General features: G+C 70.6%; 13 protein-coding genes. 3 read left to right on the top strand and 10 right to left on the bottom strand.

The features are described 5' to 3' along the window. Positions 1-50: 50 nt before the first annotated feature. Entirely contained in the window at positions 51-641 is a 591-nt protein-coding gene (yczE, locus tag A3G1_RS0117040) for a membrane protein YczE (RefSeq protein WP_018350687.1), read from the top strand. Positions 642-754: 113 nt separating this feature from the next. Here the strand turns inward: yczE and A3G1_RS35310 are convergent, their stop codons facing one another. The 5 genes from A3G1_RS35310 to A3G1_RS35305 all read right to left on the bottom strand — a co-directional run bounded on the left by A3G1_RS35310 (position 755) and on the right by A3G1_RS35305 (position 6,356). Beyond that, complete coding sequence (locus A3G1_RS35310; RefSeq protein ID WP_018350686.1) at positions 755-1,279, bottom strand: YidB family protein; 525 nt, start codon at positions 1,277-1,279, stop codon at positions 755-757. A 199-nt stretch (positions 1,280-1,478) separates the two neighbouring features. Further along, a complete protein-coding gene (locus tag A3G1_RS0117030; RefSeq protein WP_018350685.1) occupies positions 1,479-2,930 on the bottom strand; it encodes an aminopeptidase P family protein in 1,452 nt (483 codons plus the stop codon). 89 nt (positions 2,931-3,019) lie between these two features. Further along, positions 3,020-3,601, bottom strand: coding sequence for a TetR/AcrR family transcriptional regulator (locus A3G1_RS0117025; protein WP_018350684.1), 582 nt, complete (start codon positions 3,599-3,601; stop codon positions 3,020-3,022). 8 nt (positions 3,602-3,609) lie between these two features. After that, positions 3,610-5,760, bottom strand: a complete 2,151-nt coding sequence (locus A3G1_RS0117020) for a YhgE/Pip family protein (RefSeq protein WP_018350683.1) — start codon at positions 5,758-5,760, stop codon at positions 3,610-3,612. Between the two features lie 5 nt (positions 5,761-5,765). Continuing rightward, positions 5,766-6,356: an ATP-binding cassette domain-containing protein gene (locus A3G1_RS35305; protein ID WP_018350682.1), complete on the bottom strand. Its 591-nt coding sequence runs from the start codon at positions 6,354-6,356 to the stop codon at positions 5,766-5,768. A 244-nt stretch (positions 6,357-6,600) separates the two neighbouring features. On the opposite strand from A3G1_RS35305, the gene A3G1_RS0117005 reads away from it, so the two are divergent. Beyond that, positions 6,601-7,275 (top strand): hypothetical protein, encoded by a 675-nt coding sequence (locus A3G1_RS0117005; RefSeq protein WP_018350680.1) that lies wholly within the window; start codon positions 6,601-6,603, stop codon positions 7,273-7,275. Positions 7,276-7,323: 48 nt separating this feature from the next. Here A3G1_RS0117005 and A3G1_RS0117000 read toward each other — a convergent pair whose 3' ends face one another. The 5 genes from A3G1_RS0117000 to A3G1_RS0116980 all read right to left on the bottom strand — a co-directional run bounded on the left by A3G1_RS0117000 (position 7,324) and on the right by A3G1_RS0116980 (position 12,903). Further along, positions 7,324-8,313: a proline racemase family protein gene (locus A3G1_RS0117000; RefSeq protein WP_018350679.1), complete on the bottom strand. Its 990-nt coding sequence runs from the start codon at positions 8,311-8,313 to the stop codon at positions 7,324-7,326. A 15-nt stretch (positions 8,314-8,328) separates the two neighbouring features. Beyond that, a complete protein-coding gene (locus A3G1_RS0116995) occupies positions 8,329-9,237 on the bottom strand; it encodes a dihydrodipicolinate synthase family protein (RefSeq protein WP_018350678.1) in 909 nt (302 codons plus the stop codon). A gap of 48 nt (positions 9,238-9,285) precedes the next feature. Then, a complete protein-coding gene (locus tag A3G1_RS0116990) occupies positions 9,286-10,965 on the bottom strand; it encodes a 2Fe-2S iron-sulfur cluster-binding protein (RefSeq protein ID WP_018350677.1) in 1,680 nt (559 codons plus the stop codon). A 10-nt stretch (positions 10,966-10,975) separates the two neighbouring features. Beyond that, a complete protein-coding gene (locus A3G1_RS0116985) occupies positions 10,976-12,088 on the bottom strand; it encodes an NAD(P)/FAD-dependent oxidoreductase (protein ID WP_018350676.1) in 1,113 nt (370 codons plus the stop codon). 278 nt (positions 12,089-12,366) lie between these two features. Next, a complete protein-coding gene (locus tag A3G1_RS0116980) occupies positions 12,367-12,903 on the bottom strand; it encodes a helix-turn-helix domain-containing protein (protein ID WP_018350675.1) in 537 nt (178 codons plus the stop codon). 66 nt (positions 12,904-12,969) lie between these two features. Between A3G1_RS0116980 and asnB the strand changes: the two genes are divergently transcribed. Next, positions 12,970-14,913 (top strand): asparagine synthase (glutamine-hydrolyzing), encoded by a 1,944-nt coding sequence (gene asnB, locus A3G1_RS0116975; RefSeq protein WP_018350674.1) that lies wholly within the window; start codon positions 12,970-12,972, stop codon positions 14,911-14,913. Positions 14,914-14,919: the final 6 nt, after the last annotated feature.

Here is a 14,919-nt window from a genome sequence, read left to right as displayed (position 1 = left end):
CCGTGAATTGGCTCTTCATGTCCGGGGGATTGGCCTTAAGACTGGCATGCATGACGCACCTGAGCAAGAGGCTCCTCCAGCTGTACGCCGGCCTGACCGTCTACGGGATCAGCATGGCCCTCATGATCGAGGCCAAGCTCGGCTCGATGCCCTGGGACGTGTTCCACCAGGGCGTGGCGAAGCAGACCGGGCTGGCCCTCGGCTGGGTGGTCATGGGGGTCGGCGCGCTCGTCCTGCTGCTGTGGATCCCGCTCCGCCAGAAGCCGGGGATCGGCACGATCAGCAACGTGCTCGTGATCGGCTTCGTGGCCCAGTCGACCCTGGAACTCCTGCCGACCCCGGACCTGCTCCCCGTACGCGTCGCGTTCCTCGTCACCGGCGTCGTCCTCAACGGGCTCGCCGGCGGCCTCTACATCGGCGCCCGGCTCGGCCCCGGCCCGCGCGACGGCCTGATGACCAGCATCGCCGCCCGCACGGGCAAGTCGATCCGCCTCGTCCGCACGCTGATCGAGATCGCGGTCGTCACCAGCGGCTTCCTGCTCGGCGGCACACTGGGCCTTGGCACAGCCCTGTACGCCCTGACGATCGGCCCCCTGGTCCAGTTCTTCCTCCCCCGCCTCACGGTTGTGCCGACCCGCTGAGCGCAAATCTGAGCTGCGCGAAACAAAAGCCCGTGTAAACCAGTACACGGGCTTTCGTTTCGCTTGTCAGATTTCCGCTCAGCGGGCCACCTCGCCTTAGATCAAGGTCAAGATCAAGAGCCTAGGAACTTGCTGAGGGTGGTCTGGAGCGCGGCTGGGTCGAGCTGGCCGTTGGGGCTCGACTCGTTGACGATCTCGGGAACGACCTGGCTGATCGTCTCGCTCACCTGCTCGGGTGTCGCGCCCGTCTCCGCCGCGATCTCGTTGATGGTGTCCGGCCCGATCGCCTCGGCGAACTGCTGCGGCGTGGCCGGCTGGTTGGCCCCGGTGCCGATCCACGACTGGAGCTGGTCGCCGAGCCCGCCCTGGGTGAGCTGGCCGACCAGGTTCTTCCCGCCGCCACCGCCGAGTACCCCGCCCAGGATCTTGCCCAGGTCGATGCCTCCTCCGCCGCCCTGGCCTCCGCCGCCGAGGATCCCGCCGAGAATGCCGCCGAGGTCGATCCCGCCCGGCGAGGCGCCGTTCCCGGCCGCCTGGGGCTGGGCGGCCCCGCCGAGCTTGCTGCCGATGAACTTGCTGATCAGGGCCGCGATGATCGCCTGGGTCATCGGGTTCTTGAGCATCTGCTGGATGTCCATACCCAGAAGTTTTTCACCGCATTGCCGCATTTGGCGGAGTAACCACGGAAGTGCTCTTGACCTTCGCTTTTGATCTTGATCTAAGGCGCGGTGGCCCGCTGAGCGGAAATCTGATCGCATAAACGAAAGCCCGTGTACTGGTTGTACACGGGCTTTTGTTTCGCGCAGCTCAGATTTTCGCTCAGCGGGCCGGCACAATCTAAGGCAGGCGGGGGCCGGCTTCGCGCTGCTCGCCGAGCCAGGTCTCTACCTCGGCGGAGGTGCGGGGGAGGCCGCCGGACAGGTTCACGGAACCGGAGTCGGTGACGAGGATGTCGTCCTCGATCCGGATGCCGACCCCGCGCAGCTCGGCCGGGACCAGCTCGTCCTCGGCCTGGAAGTACAGGCCGGGCTCGACGGTGAGGACGTAGCCGGTGTCCAGCTTGCCCTCGTGGTAGTTCTCCTTGCTGGCGTTCGCGCAGTCGTGCACGTCGAGGCCGAGCATGTGGCCGAAGCCGTGCAGGGTCCACCGGCGGAAGTACTGCGCCTCGGGGTCGAGGGCCTCCTCCACCGTGCCCGGCAGGACACCCAGGTCGTACAGGCCCTCGGCGAGCACCCGGTTGCAGGTGTTCTTGATCTCGGTCCACTCCACGCCCGGCTTGATGACGTCGATGCCGGCCTGCTGCGAGGCGTACACCACGTCGTAGACCTGGCGCTGGAGCGGGCTGAACCGGCCGTTGACCGGCAGGGTGCGGGTCACGTCGGCGGTGTAGAGGTTGTGGTTCTCCGCGCCCATGTCCATCAGGATCAGGTCGCCGGGGTTGGTCTGGCCGTTGTTGCGCGTCCAGTGCAGGATCGTCGCGTGCGGGCCGTTGCCCACGATCGAGCCGTAGCCGAGGTCGTTGCCGTCGTGCCGGGCGCGCAGGGCGAAGATGCCCTCCAGCAGCCGCTCGGAGACGGAACGGTCGGCCGGGAGGATCCGGGCCACGTCCTCGAAGCCGCGGACGGTGATGTCGCAGGCGTCCTGGAGCTGGGCGATCTCCCACTCGTCCTTCGGCAGCCGCAGCTCGCTGAGGACCTTCGCCAGCTCGGTGTCACGCGAGCCGTCGCCGACCGGAAGGATCGCCTTGTCGACGGCCTCGTCGAAGGTCCGCAGGACGCGGGTCCTGCCGGGTGCCAGGTCGGCGAGGGCCGCTTCGAGGCCGGACAGGTCGGCGGTCTCGACGCCCAGTTCCGCGGTCTTCTCGGCGAGGGTGTGGCGGCGGCCGACCCACAGCTCGCCGTGCATCGCGTTGCGGAAGAAGGCGTCGGTGTCCTTCGGGGAGCGGGGGCGCACGTACAGCACGGACTCGTGGCCGCTGGCCGTGGCCCGCAGGATCAGCACCGACTCCGGGTCGTGCTCGCCGGTCAGCCAGAAGAAGTCCGTGCCGGGCCGGAACGGGTACGTGGTGTCGTTGGCCCGGGTCTTCTCGCCGCCGGTGGGGATGACCAGGTTCTCACCGGGGAAGGCCGCGGACAGCTGGTCGCGGCGCCGCGCGTAGTTCACCGACTGGGGAAGGGTCAGCACGTCCAGCGGTGAGTCCGCCCAGCCGCCCCGCATGAACTCCAGGAACTTCTCCGGGAAGTGCGGGTCGTGCGGGCGCTCGCCCTCGGCGGGACGGTCTTCGGTCATCAGGGGCTCCTCGCGAACGCGGTAAGACGTTCCAACCACCGTACCCCTTACGGCTGGGTAGGGTACTACCGCTTAAGGAGCCGGAAACGCTACGGCTGGCGCAGCCGCGCGTCGACGATCAGCATGAGCGATTCGCGGACGTCGGCGAGGGACCGTTCCGGCGAGTAGACCAGCCAGTCGAGGGCCACGGCGAGGACCACGCCGAAGAGCGCGGAGGCCGCGAAGCGCACGTCGACCCGCTTGTCGAACTCTCCACTGTCGACCCCGCGCTGGATGACCTCCGCGATCGCGGTGACGGCCTCGCCGCGCAGCTCGCTGAGGATCGGCTGCCAGTCCCGGTTGGTACGCCACATCTCCGCCATCAGCAGCTGCGCGAAGTCCTGGTACCGCTGGATGAACTGGAGCTGTGCCGTGGCCACAGCGTGCACCCCGTCGAAGCCGGTCTGGCCGGTGGCCGCGGTCCGCAGCTCGCTGATCAGCAGGCCGATCCCGTGCCGGAGCAGCTCGGCGAACAGCTCCGGCTTGGAGCCGAAGTTGTAGTACACAGTGCCCTTGGCCACCCCGGCGGCGGCGGCGATGTCGTCCACCGTGGTCGCGGAGTAGCCGCGCTCGGCGATCAGGGTGATCGCCGCGCCGAAGAGCTTCTGCCGGGTGGTCTCCCGTCGGCCCATGATCAATCTCACATCTGGAGGTCGGGGTTCAGCTTGCTGGGCGTGAGCCGCCGGGACTTCCGGAGCACCAGGACCGTCAGGCCCACGGCACCGGCGGTGACCCCCGCGAGCACAGCCACAGCCTGCCATACCGGGCCGGTGGCCCCGCCGGTGATCAGGTGCCGGAGCGCCCGGATGACGTACGTCATCGGCATGTACGGGTGCAGCGCGCGCAGGAAGGCCGGCGACGTCTCGATCGGGTAGGTACCGGCGGAGGACGTCAGCTGGACCATGAGCAGCATGAGGGCGAGGACCCGGCCGGCCGCCCCGAACTTCGCGCCGATCAGCTGGAGCAGGGCGGTGAACGCCGCCACGGTCAGCCCGAGGACGCCGATGGCTGCCCACGGGCGTACCAGGTCAAGTCCTAGCGCGAAATGCAGGACGGCGAGCAGCACTGCCGCCTGGATGATCCCGACGGCCAGCCCTGGCAGCCACCCGGCGAGAGCGACCCGCCAGGCGGGAGCGCCGGAGGCCAGGTGCCGGGGGTTCACCGGCCGCAGGAGCATGTAGGTCAGCATGGCGCCCACCCACAGCGCGAGGGCGATGAAGTACGGGGAGAAGCCGACGCCGTAGGTCGCGGCAGCGTTCTTGGCCTGCCGCTGCACGTCGATCGGGTCGCCCATGACGGTGCTGCGCTGGGCGCGCTGGTCTGCGTCGTAGCCGGGGATCTCCGCCTCGCCCTGGCCGAGCTTGGTGGCCAGCTCAGCCGAGCCGTCGTGCAGCTTCACCAGGCCGCCGGACAGGTCGGACAGCCCGGAGTCGAGCTGGAGCATGCCCGAGTCGATCTGCCGCGCGCCGGTCGACAGCCGGTACAGGCCGCCGGTCAGGGCGTCCATGCCCGACTGCGCCTTGCCGATCCCGGAGTGCAGGTTCTTCGCGCCGGCCGCGACCTTCTCCGCGCCCTCGGCGAGCGCGTTGGCGTCGGTGCGGGCCTTGGCCACCTCGCCGGGAAGCTTCGGAGCCTTGGCTGCCAGGGCACGCGCCTTGGCCGAGACCTGCTGCATCTGGGCCTTCAGCTCGGCGAAGGCCCCCGGATTGGCGTTCACTTTCTCTCGTACCGCGCGGGCGGCCTCGACACTCTTCGACGAGGCGTCGAGCGCGGAGATGTAGAGCGGCTCGCTCTTGAGGGCCGGCTGGCTCTCGCCGAGCTTCACCAGGCCGGCGTGGACCTGTTCCGCCTGCTGCACGGACGTGTTCACCAGGCCGGGCAGCGCGTCCATGCCCTTGATGGCCAGGTCGGTGCCGTCGGCGATGGCGGTGGCGGCCGCAGCGACCTCGTCGGCGTACTGCAGATACGGCTCGACCTGGTCAGCCGCGCCGGAGAGCTTGGTGGCGAGCAGCCGAGTACCCGCGGCGAGCCGGGCCGAGGCGTCCTCCAGCTGGCCGGAGCCCGTCTTGATCGTGATCAGGCCGTTGTTGAGTTCCTGGGCCTTCGCGTGCGCGGTACCGAGACCGCCGGACAGCTCGCCCGTGCCGTTCTTCAGGTCGCCGGAGCCGTTCTTGAGCTTGCCCGCGCCGTCGGTGGCCGTACCGATCCCGCCGTTGAGCTCGTTCGCGCCGTTCGCCGCCTTGCCCAGCGCGGACTTCACGTCGGCGAAGGAGACGAAGATCCGGTCGAAGTACTCCTTCGCGGCCCCGCTGTTCGCCTGGGCGCGGATCTCGGTGAAGGCCGAGCGGGCCAGTACACCGGAAAGGTAGTTGTTCGAGTCGTTGGTGAGGACCTGGAGCTGCCCGCGATAGGGGTCCTTGTCCTTGACGGACGGCGAGCTCACCGAGGCGGAGAAGTTCTCAGGGACGACCAGCACGATGTGGTACCTGCCGCTGTCCAGCCCCTTCAGCGCGGCCTCGCGCCCGGTGACCTGCCAGGCGAAGGTCTCCTTGTCGATCAGCTTCTGCTGGAGGTCCTTGCCGGCTTCCTTCTTCTTCCCGTCCACGGTGACCGGGCGGTCCTCGTTCACGATCGCGGCCGGGATGTGCTTCATCTGGTCGTACGGATCCCAGAACGCCCACAGGTACAGCGCGCCGTACAGCAGCGGGATCAGCGTCAGCCCGGCCAGCGCCGCCCGGGTCAGCCTGGCACGGAGGAACCGCCGGAGTTCGAGCCTCGCCAGCGTCAGCATGGGTACTAGTTCTCCTTGGCCAGGGTGATCGTCTGATGGACCTCCGGGGTCGCCTCCCGGCAGGCGGCCACCACGGCCGTGCCCCGGTCGGCGACCGCGCGCAGGGTGTGCCACAGCCCGGCCTGCTCATCGAGGGTGAGGCCTGCGTCGACGTCGTCCACGACGACGAGCCGCGGCCCGCCCAGCAGGGCGAGGTCGAGGCAGAGCATGTGCCGTTCGAGCGGGTCGAGCTCGCGGCCGAGCGTCCTGTTCGTCATCGGTACCTTGCGCAGCCCCAGCAGGCGGCGGCGCTCGGCGAAGTGCTCGGCGACCGTGAGGGCCGGTTCTGGCTCGTGCACGCCGGGCACGTAGCCCAGGGCCAGGTTCTGGTGCGGCTTCTTCGGCAGGTGCAGCTTCCCCTGGCTCGTGACGAACCGCCCGGCGATGGCCAGGAGCAGCGAACTCCGGCCAGATCCGGCATGCCCGGTGACGGCGACCAGCTCGCCCGGGTGGATCGCGAGGGAGATGTCCCGGAACACCCAGCCGCGCGAGGTCTTCAGCCCGAGCCCCTCGGCGCTGACGACGGGGGCCGGTGCCGGGGTGGTGTCCTCCGCCATGCCGCCTCCACTCTTGAACTGACTGGTCAGTACAAAACTGTAGGCAGGGTGTGCCCGGGTGTCCAGTTGAGGGACGAAGGTCACGCCAGCGGGTGGCTACGATCGTCCAAGGTGGATACGGGATCGGGGGCGTGACTGTGCGGTTCGGGAAGGTCTGGCTCAGGTGCGGCCCCGGGAGCCCGCGGGTGCTCACCGTGGCGATGCTGCGGGCCGCCGGCCACAGCGACATCCAGGTGCGTGCCCTGTGAACGCGCTGATCCGCATGCGGCTGACCGGTTTCGTGCGCGGCCAGCGCGGCCTGATCGCCCCGGCCGGCATCCTGCTGCTGCTCGCCGCGATCCAGGCTGGCGAGCCGGGCAGTGCCGCCGAGGTGTACGGCCTGTCGGCCATGCTGCTCTTCCCGGTGCTGGCCATCCAGGTCAAGCTCCTGCTCGACGCCGAGCCCGACGGCCAGCGCGGCCTGGCGGCCGTGGCGCTCGGCTCGCACCGGCGGGAGGTCACCGCCGGGCTCGCCGCCGCAGCCCTGACGGCCGGGCCGGTGATCGCGGCCTCGCTGGTCCTGCCCTGGCTGGTCGGCGGGATCCGTTCCAGCGACCTGTCGCCACGGTCGCTGGTCGTGGGCGCCTGGGCACACCTCATCTTCGTACCGGCGGCGGTGGCCATCGGTGCCTGGGCCAGCCGGGCCGTCACCCGCGCCGCAGGGCCCGGTGCGCTGCTGCTGGCCGGTGCCGTGGTCGTGACGGCCGTCCTCGACCAGCGCTGGTCACCGGTCCCGTGGCTCGTACCGCCGATGCTCACCGTCCCGCGCGCCCTCAACGACAACGCAGGCACCGGCACGCTCCTCGTGATCACCGCCGTGGCGCTGGCCTGGTCGGCGGTCACGCTCGGCGGCTACACCTGGTACCGGCTGCGCCGCTGACGCGAAAGGGGCCACCGTGGTTATCCACAGTGGCCCCTCCGGCGGCTTCTAGAGCAGGAAGCCCGCCGGGAACGGGTCCTCCGGGTCGAGCAGGTACTGCCCCATGCCCGTGATCCAGGCCCGCCCGGTGACGGTCGGGATCACGGCCGGGTACTCGCCGACCTGGGCGTCCCCGACCAGCCGGCCGATGAAGCGGGTGCCGATGAAGGACTCGTTGACGAAGTCCTGCTCCAGCCCCAGCTCACCACGCGCGTGCAGCTGGGCCATCCGCGCGCTGGTACCGGTGCCGCACGGCGAGCGGTCGAACCAGCCCGGGTGGATGGCCATCGCGTGCCGGGAGTGCGTGGCGTCGGAGCCGGGCGCCTCCAGGTACACGTGGTGCACGCCGTACGTGGGGAACTCGGGGTGCTTCGGGGCCGGGATGGCGTCCATGATGGCCAGCCCCGCCTTGATCAGCTCCTCCTTCGCGGCCCGGTCGAAGGGGAGGCCGAGCTCCTCCAGCTTGACGAACGCGTAGAAGTTGCCGCCGAAGGCCAGGTCGTAGCGCACCTGGCCGAGGCCTGGAACGTCCACTGTGGCATCCAGCTCGACGCAGAACGCTGGCACGTTCGTCAGGGTGACCGACTCGGCCCGGCCGTCCTTCACCGCCACCGAGCACTCGACGAGCCCGGCCGGAGTCTCCAGCCGGACCTTCGTCACCGGCTCGGTCACCGTGACCATGCCCGTCTCGACGAGGACCGTCGCGACGCCGATCGTGCCGTGCCCGCACATCGGCAGGCAGCCGGACACCTCGATGTACAGCACGCCGTAGTCGGCGTCCGGCCTGGTCGGGGGCTGGAGGATCGCCCCGGACATCGCGGCGTGCCCGCGCGGCTCGTACATCAGGAGCGTGCGGATGTCGTCCATGTGCTCAAGGAAGTACTCGCGCCGCTCGGCCATGCTGGCGCCGGGGATCACGCCGACCCCGCCCGTGATGACCCGGGTCGGCATCCCCTCGGTGTGGGAGTCGACCGCCGTGAAGTACCGGGAGAACCTCATCGGTGTGCCTCCCAGCTACCGGCTGGCCAGGTACGAGATGGCCTTGTCCATGTCGGCCTTGATCTGCGCGGTCTGGGTCTCCGACAGCGGGCCACGCGGCGGGCGGCTCGGGCCACCCGGGCGGCCGACGAGCTCCATGCCCAGCTTGATGGCCTGGACGAACTCGGTGCGCGAGTCCCAGCGGAAGGCGGCGACCAGCGGCTCGTACAGCGCGCGGGCGCCGGCCACGTCACCGGAGATGGCCAGCTTGTACAGCTCTGCCGACTCCTTCGGGAACACGTTCGGGAAGCCGGCCAGCCAGCCGGTCGCGCCCATCAGCAGGCTCTCCACGACCACGTCGTCGGCGCCGGCCACCACGTCGAGGTCCGGAGCGGCCTCGCGGATCTCCAGCACGCGCCGGACGTCACCGGAGAACTCCTTGACCGCGACCACGTTGTCGAGCGTGGCGATCTCGGCGAGGATCTCCGGGGTCAGGTCGACCTTGGTGTCGATCGGGTTGTTGTAGACCATGACCGGCAGCCCGACCTTCGCCACCTCGGCGAAGTGGTGCACGATCTCGGCCCGGTTGGCCCGGTACATGGTCGGGGGGAGGCACAGCACACCGTGCGCCCCGGCCTCAGCGGCCTGCTCCGCCCAGTACCGGGCCTGGTGCGCGCCCGGTGCTGACACCCCTGCCACCACGACACCCTCCGGCCCGACCGCGGCCACGGCGGTCCGGACGGCCTGTGCGCGCTCCTCGTCGGTGAGCGATGAGTACTCACCGAGCGAGCCATTCGGAGTCACGCCGCGGCAGCCGTTAGCGACCAGCCACGAGCAGTGCTCGGCGTAGGCATCGTAGTCGACCCGCAGGCCGGCCGGGGCCGAGGCGTCAGCGGCGTACGGCAGTGCGGTGGCGACGATGACGCCACGGAGATCGATGCTCATTCAGCGGTCCTTTGCTACTGGAGTGATCCGAGGGGTAGTCAGTGGTCTTCAGGCCCCGGCGAGGTCGCCGAGGCAGATCGGGCTGGCCACCGGCCGGTGGTCGGCGGCTGGCAGGCCGGTGAGGTCGGCGACGTTGCGGCCGCAGACCCGGCCCTGGCACCAGCCAAGACCTGCCCGGGTGCAGAGCTTCAGGGTCTTCGTGCCGGTCACCGCGTGCTCGGTGACCGTGTCCCTGATCGTCTGGTACGAGACCTCCTCGCACCGGCAGACCAGGGTCGTCTCGTCCAGCCAGGACTGCCAGCCGTCCCGGACCGGGTAGATCTCGGCGAGGGCCGTGGCGAACCGCGCGTACCGGCCGCGCGTCCGGGCCGCCCGCTGGTCGGGGACGGCCCCGGCGGCGGCCAGCCCGGCGATGCGGCCCTCGGCCGCTGACAGCACAGCACCCCCGATGCCGGTCAGCTCGCCGGCGGCGTACACGCCGGGCACGCTGGTCAGCTGCTGGCTGTCCACATCGACGAACGCGCCGGCCGAGCAACCGAGCGCGATCGCCAGTTCGAGCTGCGGGGTGAAGCCGTAGCCGATCGCCACCGCGTCGACCTCGACCGTCCGCGTCGACTCGATCGTCCAGTCCGGACGGAGCCTGGCGACCGTGGCCGCCTCGACCCGCCGGCTGCCGTGCACCGCGACGATGGCCTGGCCGTTGGCCACGCGCAGGCCGTGCCTCGCCAGAGTCAGGTTGTACTTCGCGGCTTCGAGCAGCTTCGACGGCGCGCTGGCCAGGATGCCCGGCCGCCGCAGCCAGCCGCCGGCCGGCCGGTTGGCCTCCAGCACGCCTTCGAGCTTGACCCCGGCGGCGAGCAGCCCGCTCGCGACGGGCAGCAGGAACGGGCCGGTACCGCCGACCAGCATCCGGCTCCCCGGCCGGACCCGCTGGCCCTTGACGAGCGCCTGGGCAGCACCGGCCGTGTAGACACCCGGCAGATCCCAGCCGGGGAACGGCACGGCCCGGTCGTAGGCCCCGGTCGCGAGCACGACCCGCTCGGCGCGCACGGTACCGGTGGTGGTGTGGAGAACATGCCCGGCCTCGCCGGCCTCGGCCGGGTTGCTTCCTCCTGGCCGCAACGCGGGCTCGGCCGCCTCGGCCGCCCACACCGTCGTGTTCGGACGGTGCTCGATCAGCTCGTGGCCGGCGATCCTCGCGAGCAGTGCCGCAGCCTCGGCCTGGCCGGGATGGGCCTTCTCCGGGCGGGACGCGCGGAAGCTCTCGGGCAGCTGGCGGTGGTACTGGCCGCCGCCCCGCGGGTTCGAGTCGAGCAGGAGGACGCGGGCCCCGGCGCCGGCGGCCGCGAGCGCGGCGTGCAGCCCGGCGGGACCGGCCCCGACCACGACGATCGGCACCGAGACGTCGGCGGCCGGTACGCGCGGCGGGCGGGCGGACACCTCGGGTGCCGTGGTCGTGATCTCGTCGCCGTCGCACACCTGGCGCAGGCAGGCCCGCACGTCGGTCTCGCCGTTCACGGTGACCAGACAGTCGAAGCACGCGCCGATGCCGCAGAACACGCCGCGCGGCTTCCCGCCGGTACGGGTCTCGCGCCAGGCGGCCCGGCCGTCGGCGATCAGGGCCGCGGCCACGGACTCGCCGGCCCGTGCCGGGCGGGACTGACCGTCCACAGTGATCGTCGCCGGATCGGGGAACACCCCGGCCGGGTCCTCGGGAATCCTGGTCATGACTGCCGCCTCACCCGAACCGGGCTGGAGAGAAGGGAACGGGGTCGACGCTCGGCACGCCACCGGTCATGAGCGCGGCGAGCAGCGCGCCCGTCGCCGGGGCCAGGCCGATGCCGGCGCCCTCGTGCCCGGTCGCGTACCACAGGCCGGGCCGGTGCGGGTCCTCGCCGATGACCGGCAGGTGGTCGGGCGCGTAGGGCCGGAAGCCGCCGTACGCCCGGAGGATCTTCACCCCGGCCAGCGACGGGAACAAGCCGAGTGCGCCCTGGGCGAGCACCCGCAGCGCCTCGACCCTGATCCGCGCGTCGAAACCGATCCGCTCGCGGGTCGACCCGATCAGGATCGGCCCGGCCGGCGTACCTTCCACGACCGCCGAGGCCTGCAGGCCCGCGTCGTCACTCGCGACGGCGGCCAGGTAGCTCGCGTCGTAGACCTTGTGGTGCACCAGCTTCGGCACGGCACCCGTGACCAGCACCATGCCCCGGCGGGGCTGGATCGGCAGGTCGGCACCCGCCAGCTTCGCGACCTCGCCGGACCACGGCCCGGCGGCGATCACGATCTGCCCAGCGTGGACGGTGGTGCTCGCGGTGCGCACCGCGCGCCCCGGCTCGATCCCGGTCACCGCGGCCCCGGTGAGCAGGGTCGCGCCGAGACGGCGGGCGGCGGTGAGGAGAGCCGCGGTGGCCAGGACCGGCTGGACCTGGCTGTCCTCGGGGTAGTACGCGGCGCCGGCCACGTCGCGGGTCAGGTGCGGCTCGCGCTCGGCCAGCTCCGACAGGCTCAGGTCCCGGCCGTCGACGCCGGCCTCGCGGTGCGTGGCGGTCAGCTCGGCGAGCGCCTTGGCCGCCTCGGGGCTGCGGGCGACCAGGATGCCGCCCTTGGGCTCCAGCTCGATGTCGCCCGGGTCCAGCTCGCGCCAGCGGCGGAGCGAGTCGCGGGCCAGGTCCAGCTCGGCGCCCGGCGGCTTGTCGGAGACCAGCAGGTTGCCCTCGCCGCCGGAGGTGGTGCCGCCGGCCAGCGCGCCCCGGTCGATCACCGTCACGGAGACCCCGGCCCTGGCCAGCTCGTACGCCGTCGCGGCGCCGATGATCCCGGCGCCGATGATGGCCACGTCGCTGTGCACTGGACTCCGGTCTCCTCGGGTACTGGGTGTTCGCTGGGTGTTCGCTATACCGAACGAATTCGTTCGCCACACTAGGCGCACCGGCCCGGGACGTCAAGGTGTGGTGTGTGGTGTATTACCGGCTCGCCTGATACTCCGTCATTCTCCCGCGAAACCACCCCGGGGTGCTCCGGACTTGGCGCGTTTTCCGGGGACTTTGTGCTCGTCAGGGACTTACCGGGCAGCCGGGGTGCCTGATGGCAGCAGGTACAAAATTATGGTTTTGGGGTTGTGCGGGTTTATGCGGAGTGCTGGAGGATGAGCGTCGCGAGGGTCGGGCCGCCGACCGCCTCATAGGAATGGGGCATCGAGGCGGAGAAGCAGACATAGTCCCCGGCGCGCAGCTCGAACGGGTCGTGGGGCGGGCCGACCCGCAGCACGCCGGACACCAGGTGGATGTGCTCCAGGCCCGGATGGCCCTCCGAGTGCTGCACGGTGCCCGGCCGGACGACCTGCTCGTAGACCTCGATGATGCTGCGGCCGGCGTCGAGCCGGTGCAGCAGCCGCAGGTCGACGGCCGCCCCGGCGATCTTGGTGCCCTCACCGGCCCTGACCAGCGCGATCGCGCTGCGGTCCGCCTCGGAGACCAGGGCTGACACCGGCACGTCCAGCGCGCGGGACAGGGAGAACAGCGTCTCGATCGTCGGGTTGCCGCCCGGGCCCTCCAGCTGGGACAGCGTGGCTTTGCCGATCCCTGACCGGCGGCTCAGCTCGGACAGGGAGATGTTGCGGGCCGCGCGGAGGGTGCGGAGGTTCGCGGCGAGAACGGCTTGCATGGTGGACACGCACAGCAGCGTAACCGGGCGGCGCCGGCGGGGCGGTGGCGTGACAGGATAGGAGCCATGTGTGGACTGCTCACCTTCGTCAGCGCTCACGGAACGGCCGGCCTGCACCGCGAGGCGTTCGAGGCCGCCTTGGACACCATCCAGCACCGCGGCCCCGACGAGGGGGAGGTGCACACGGCGGGTGACGACGTCCTGCTCGGCTTCCGGCGGCTGTCGATCATCGACGTCGAGAACAGCCACCAGCCCATCTGGTACGCGGGCAAGCGCTACGTGCTGACGTTCAACGGCGAGATCTACAACTACATCGAGCTGCGTGAGGAACTCGCCCGGCAGTTCGGCGCGGAGTTCGCCACGGAGGGTGACGCCGAGGCGATCGTCGCCGCGTACCACTACTGGGGCCCGCAGGCCGTCAAGAAGCTGCGCGGCATGTTCGCCTTCCTGATCTGGGACACCCAGTCGAAGACGGCGTTCGGCGCGCGTGACCCCTTCGGCATCAAGCCGCTGTTCTACACGGTCACCGAGGACGGGCTCTACACGGCCAGCGAGAAGAAGGCGCTGATGCCCTTCTCCGCCGCCGCCCGTACCGGCGACTCCGGCATCGACGCCGCCAGCCTCTCGCACTACCTGACCCTCCAGTACGTGCCGGAGCCCGCCACCCTCACGCGCGGGATCTCCCGGCTCGGCTCCGGCGAGTGCTTCACGTACCAGCCGGGCGGCTCGATGGAGATCATGCGGTACTGGAAGCCGGAGTTCCGCCCGACAGCCGTCTCCGACCCCGAGCGCAAGTACGCCGAGATCCGTGAGGCGCTCCGCGAGTCCGTCCGGATGCACATGCGCTCGGACGTGCCGGTCGGCGCGTTCCTGTCCAGCGGCATCGACTCGACGGCGATCGTCGCCCTGGCCCGCGAGTTCAACCCGAACATCCTGACCTTCACGGCCGCGATGGACGTCGAGGGGTACTCCGAGCTGGACGTCGCCCAGGACTCGGCCCGGCACCTGGGCGTGAAGACGTTCCCGGTCGTCGTCACCGCGCAGATGATGATGGACGCCCTGCCGAAGATCGTCTGGCACCTCGACGACCCGGTCGCCGACCCGGCGCTCGTCCCGCTCTACTACGTGTCCAAGCTGGCCGGTGAGCACGTGACCGTGGCGCTGTCCGGCGAGGGCGCCGACGAGTTCTTCGGCGGCTACACGATCTACCGCGAGCCGCTGTCCCTGCGCTCGGTGTCCGGCCTGCCGGGTGGCGTGCAGAAGGGCCTGCGCGCGGTGTCCAAGGTGATCCCCGAGGGCGTCAAGGGCAAGAGCTTCCTCGAACGCGGCACGACGCCGATCACCGAGCGGTACTACGGCAACGCCCGCATGTTCAACGAGGACGAGAAGCGCGAGGTCATGCGGCGCTACGACCCGGGCGTGCGGTACACCGACGTGACCGACGGGATCTACGCCGAGGCCGCCAACCTCGACGACGTGACGAAGATGCAGTACGTCGACCTGTACACCTGGCTGCGCGGCGACATCCTCGTCAAGGCGGACAGGATGTCGATGGCCAACTCGCTTGAGGTCCGGGTGCCGTTCCTCGACTACGAGGTGTTCAACGTCGCCGCCGACCTGCCGGTCGACCTGAAGCTGCCGCCGAAGTCCGCCGAGACGAAGTACGCGCTGCGCCAGGCCCTGCGCGGCGTCGTCCCGCCGGAGATCGTCAACCGGAAGAAGCTCGGCTTCCCGACCCCGATCCGGGTCTGGCTGCGCAACGAGATGTACGAGTGGACGAAGCACGTCTTCGCCACCTCCGGCGCCGACGGCCTCGTCGACCTGGCCTACGCCCAGCGGATGCTCGACGCGCACCGGGCCGGCGAGGGCGACTACAGCCGCAAGGTGTGGACGATGCTGATCTTCTGCCTGTGGTACGCGATCTACGTCGACCGGACCCTCGACCCGGGCATCCAGCACAACGCCTCGCAGCTCGCGCTCAAGCCGCGCGTCGAGCGGGTCGTCGCCTAGGTATTT

The sequence above is a fragment of the Longispora albida DSM 44784 genome, assembly GCF_000379825.1.
In the GTDB taxonomy this organism is placed as follows: Bacteria; Actinomycetota; Actinomycetes; order Mycobacteriales; family Micromonosporaceae; genus Longispora; species Longispora albida.
The sequence above is the reverse complement of the archived record's forward strand: the minus strand, read 5'-3'. Positions and strand labels throughout refer to the sequence as shown.

Excerpts from the sequence above, each read along its gene's own strand:
- A3G1_RS35310 (WP_018350686.1), bottom strand. The coding sequence starts at position 1,279 with ATGGACATCCAGCAGATGCTCAAGAACCCGATGACCCAGGCGATCATC.
- A3G1_RS0116980 (WP_018350675.1), bottom strand. The coding sequence starts at position 12,903 with ATGCAAGCCGTTCTCGCCGCGAACCTCCGCACCCTCCGCGCGGCCCGC.
- A3G1_RS0117030 (WP_018350685.1), bottom strand. The coding sequence starts at position 2,930 with ATGACCGAAGACCGTCCCGCCGAGGGCGAGCGCCCGCACGACCCGCAC.
- yczE (WP_018350687.1), top strand. The coding sequence starts at position 51 with ATGACGCACCTGAGCAAGAGGCTCCTCCAGCTGTACGCCGGCCTGACC.
- A3G1_RS0117020 (WP_018350683.1), bottom strand. The coding sequence starts at position 5,760 with ATGCTGACGCTGGCGAGGCTCGAACTCCGGCGGTTCCTCCGTGCCAGG.
- A3G1_RS0117025 (WP_018350684.1), bottom strand. The coding sequence starts at position 3,601 with ATGGGCCGACGGGAGACCACCCGGCAGAAGCTCTTCGGCGCGGCGATC.
- A3G1_RS0116995 (WP_018350678.1), bottom strand. The coding sequence starts at position 9,237 with ATGAGCATCGATCTCCGTGGCGTCATCGTCGCCACCGCACTGCCGTAC.
- A3G1_RS0117000 (WP_018350679.1), bottom strand. The coding sequence starts at position 8,313 with ATGAGGTTCTCCCGGTACTTCACGGCGGTCGACTCCCACACCGAGGGG.
- A3G1_RS35305 (WP_018350682.1), bottom strand. The coding sequence starts at position 6,356 with ATGGCGGAGGACACCACCCCGGCACCGGCCCCCGTCGTCAGCGCCGAG.
- asnB (WP_018350674.1), top strand. The coding sequence starts at position 12,970 with ATGTGTGGACTGCTCACCTTCGTCAGCGCTCACGGAACGGCCGGCCTG.
- A3G1_RS0116990 (WP_018350677.1), bottom strand. The coding sequence starts at position 10,965 with ATGACCAGGATTCCCGAGGACCCGGCCGGGGTGTTCCCCGATCCGGCG.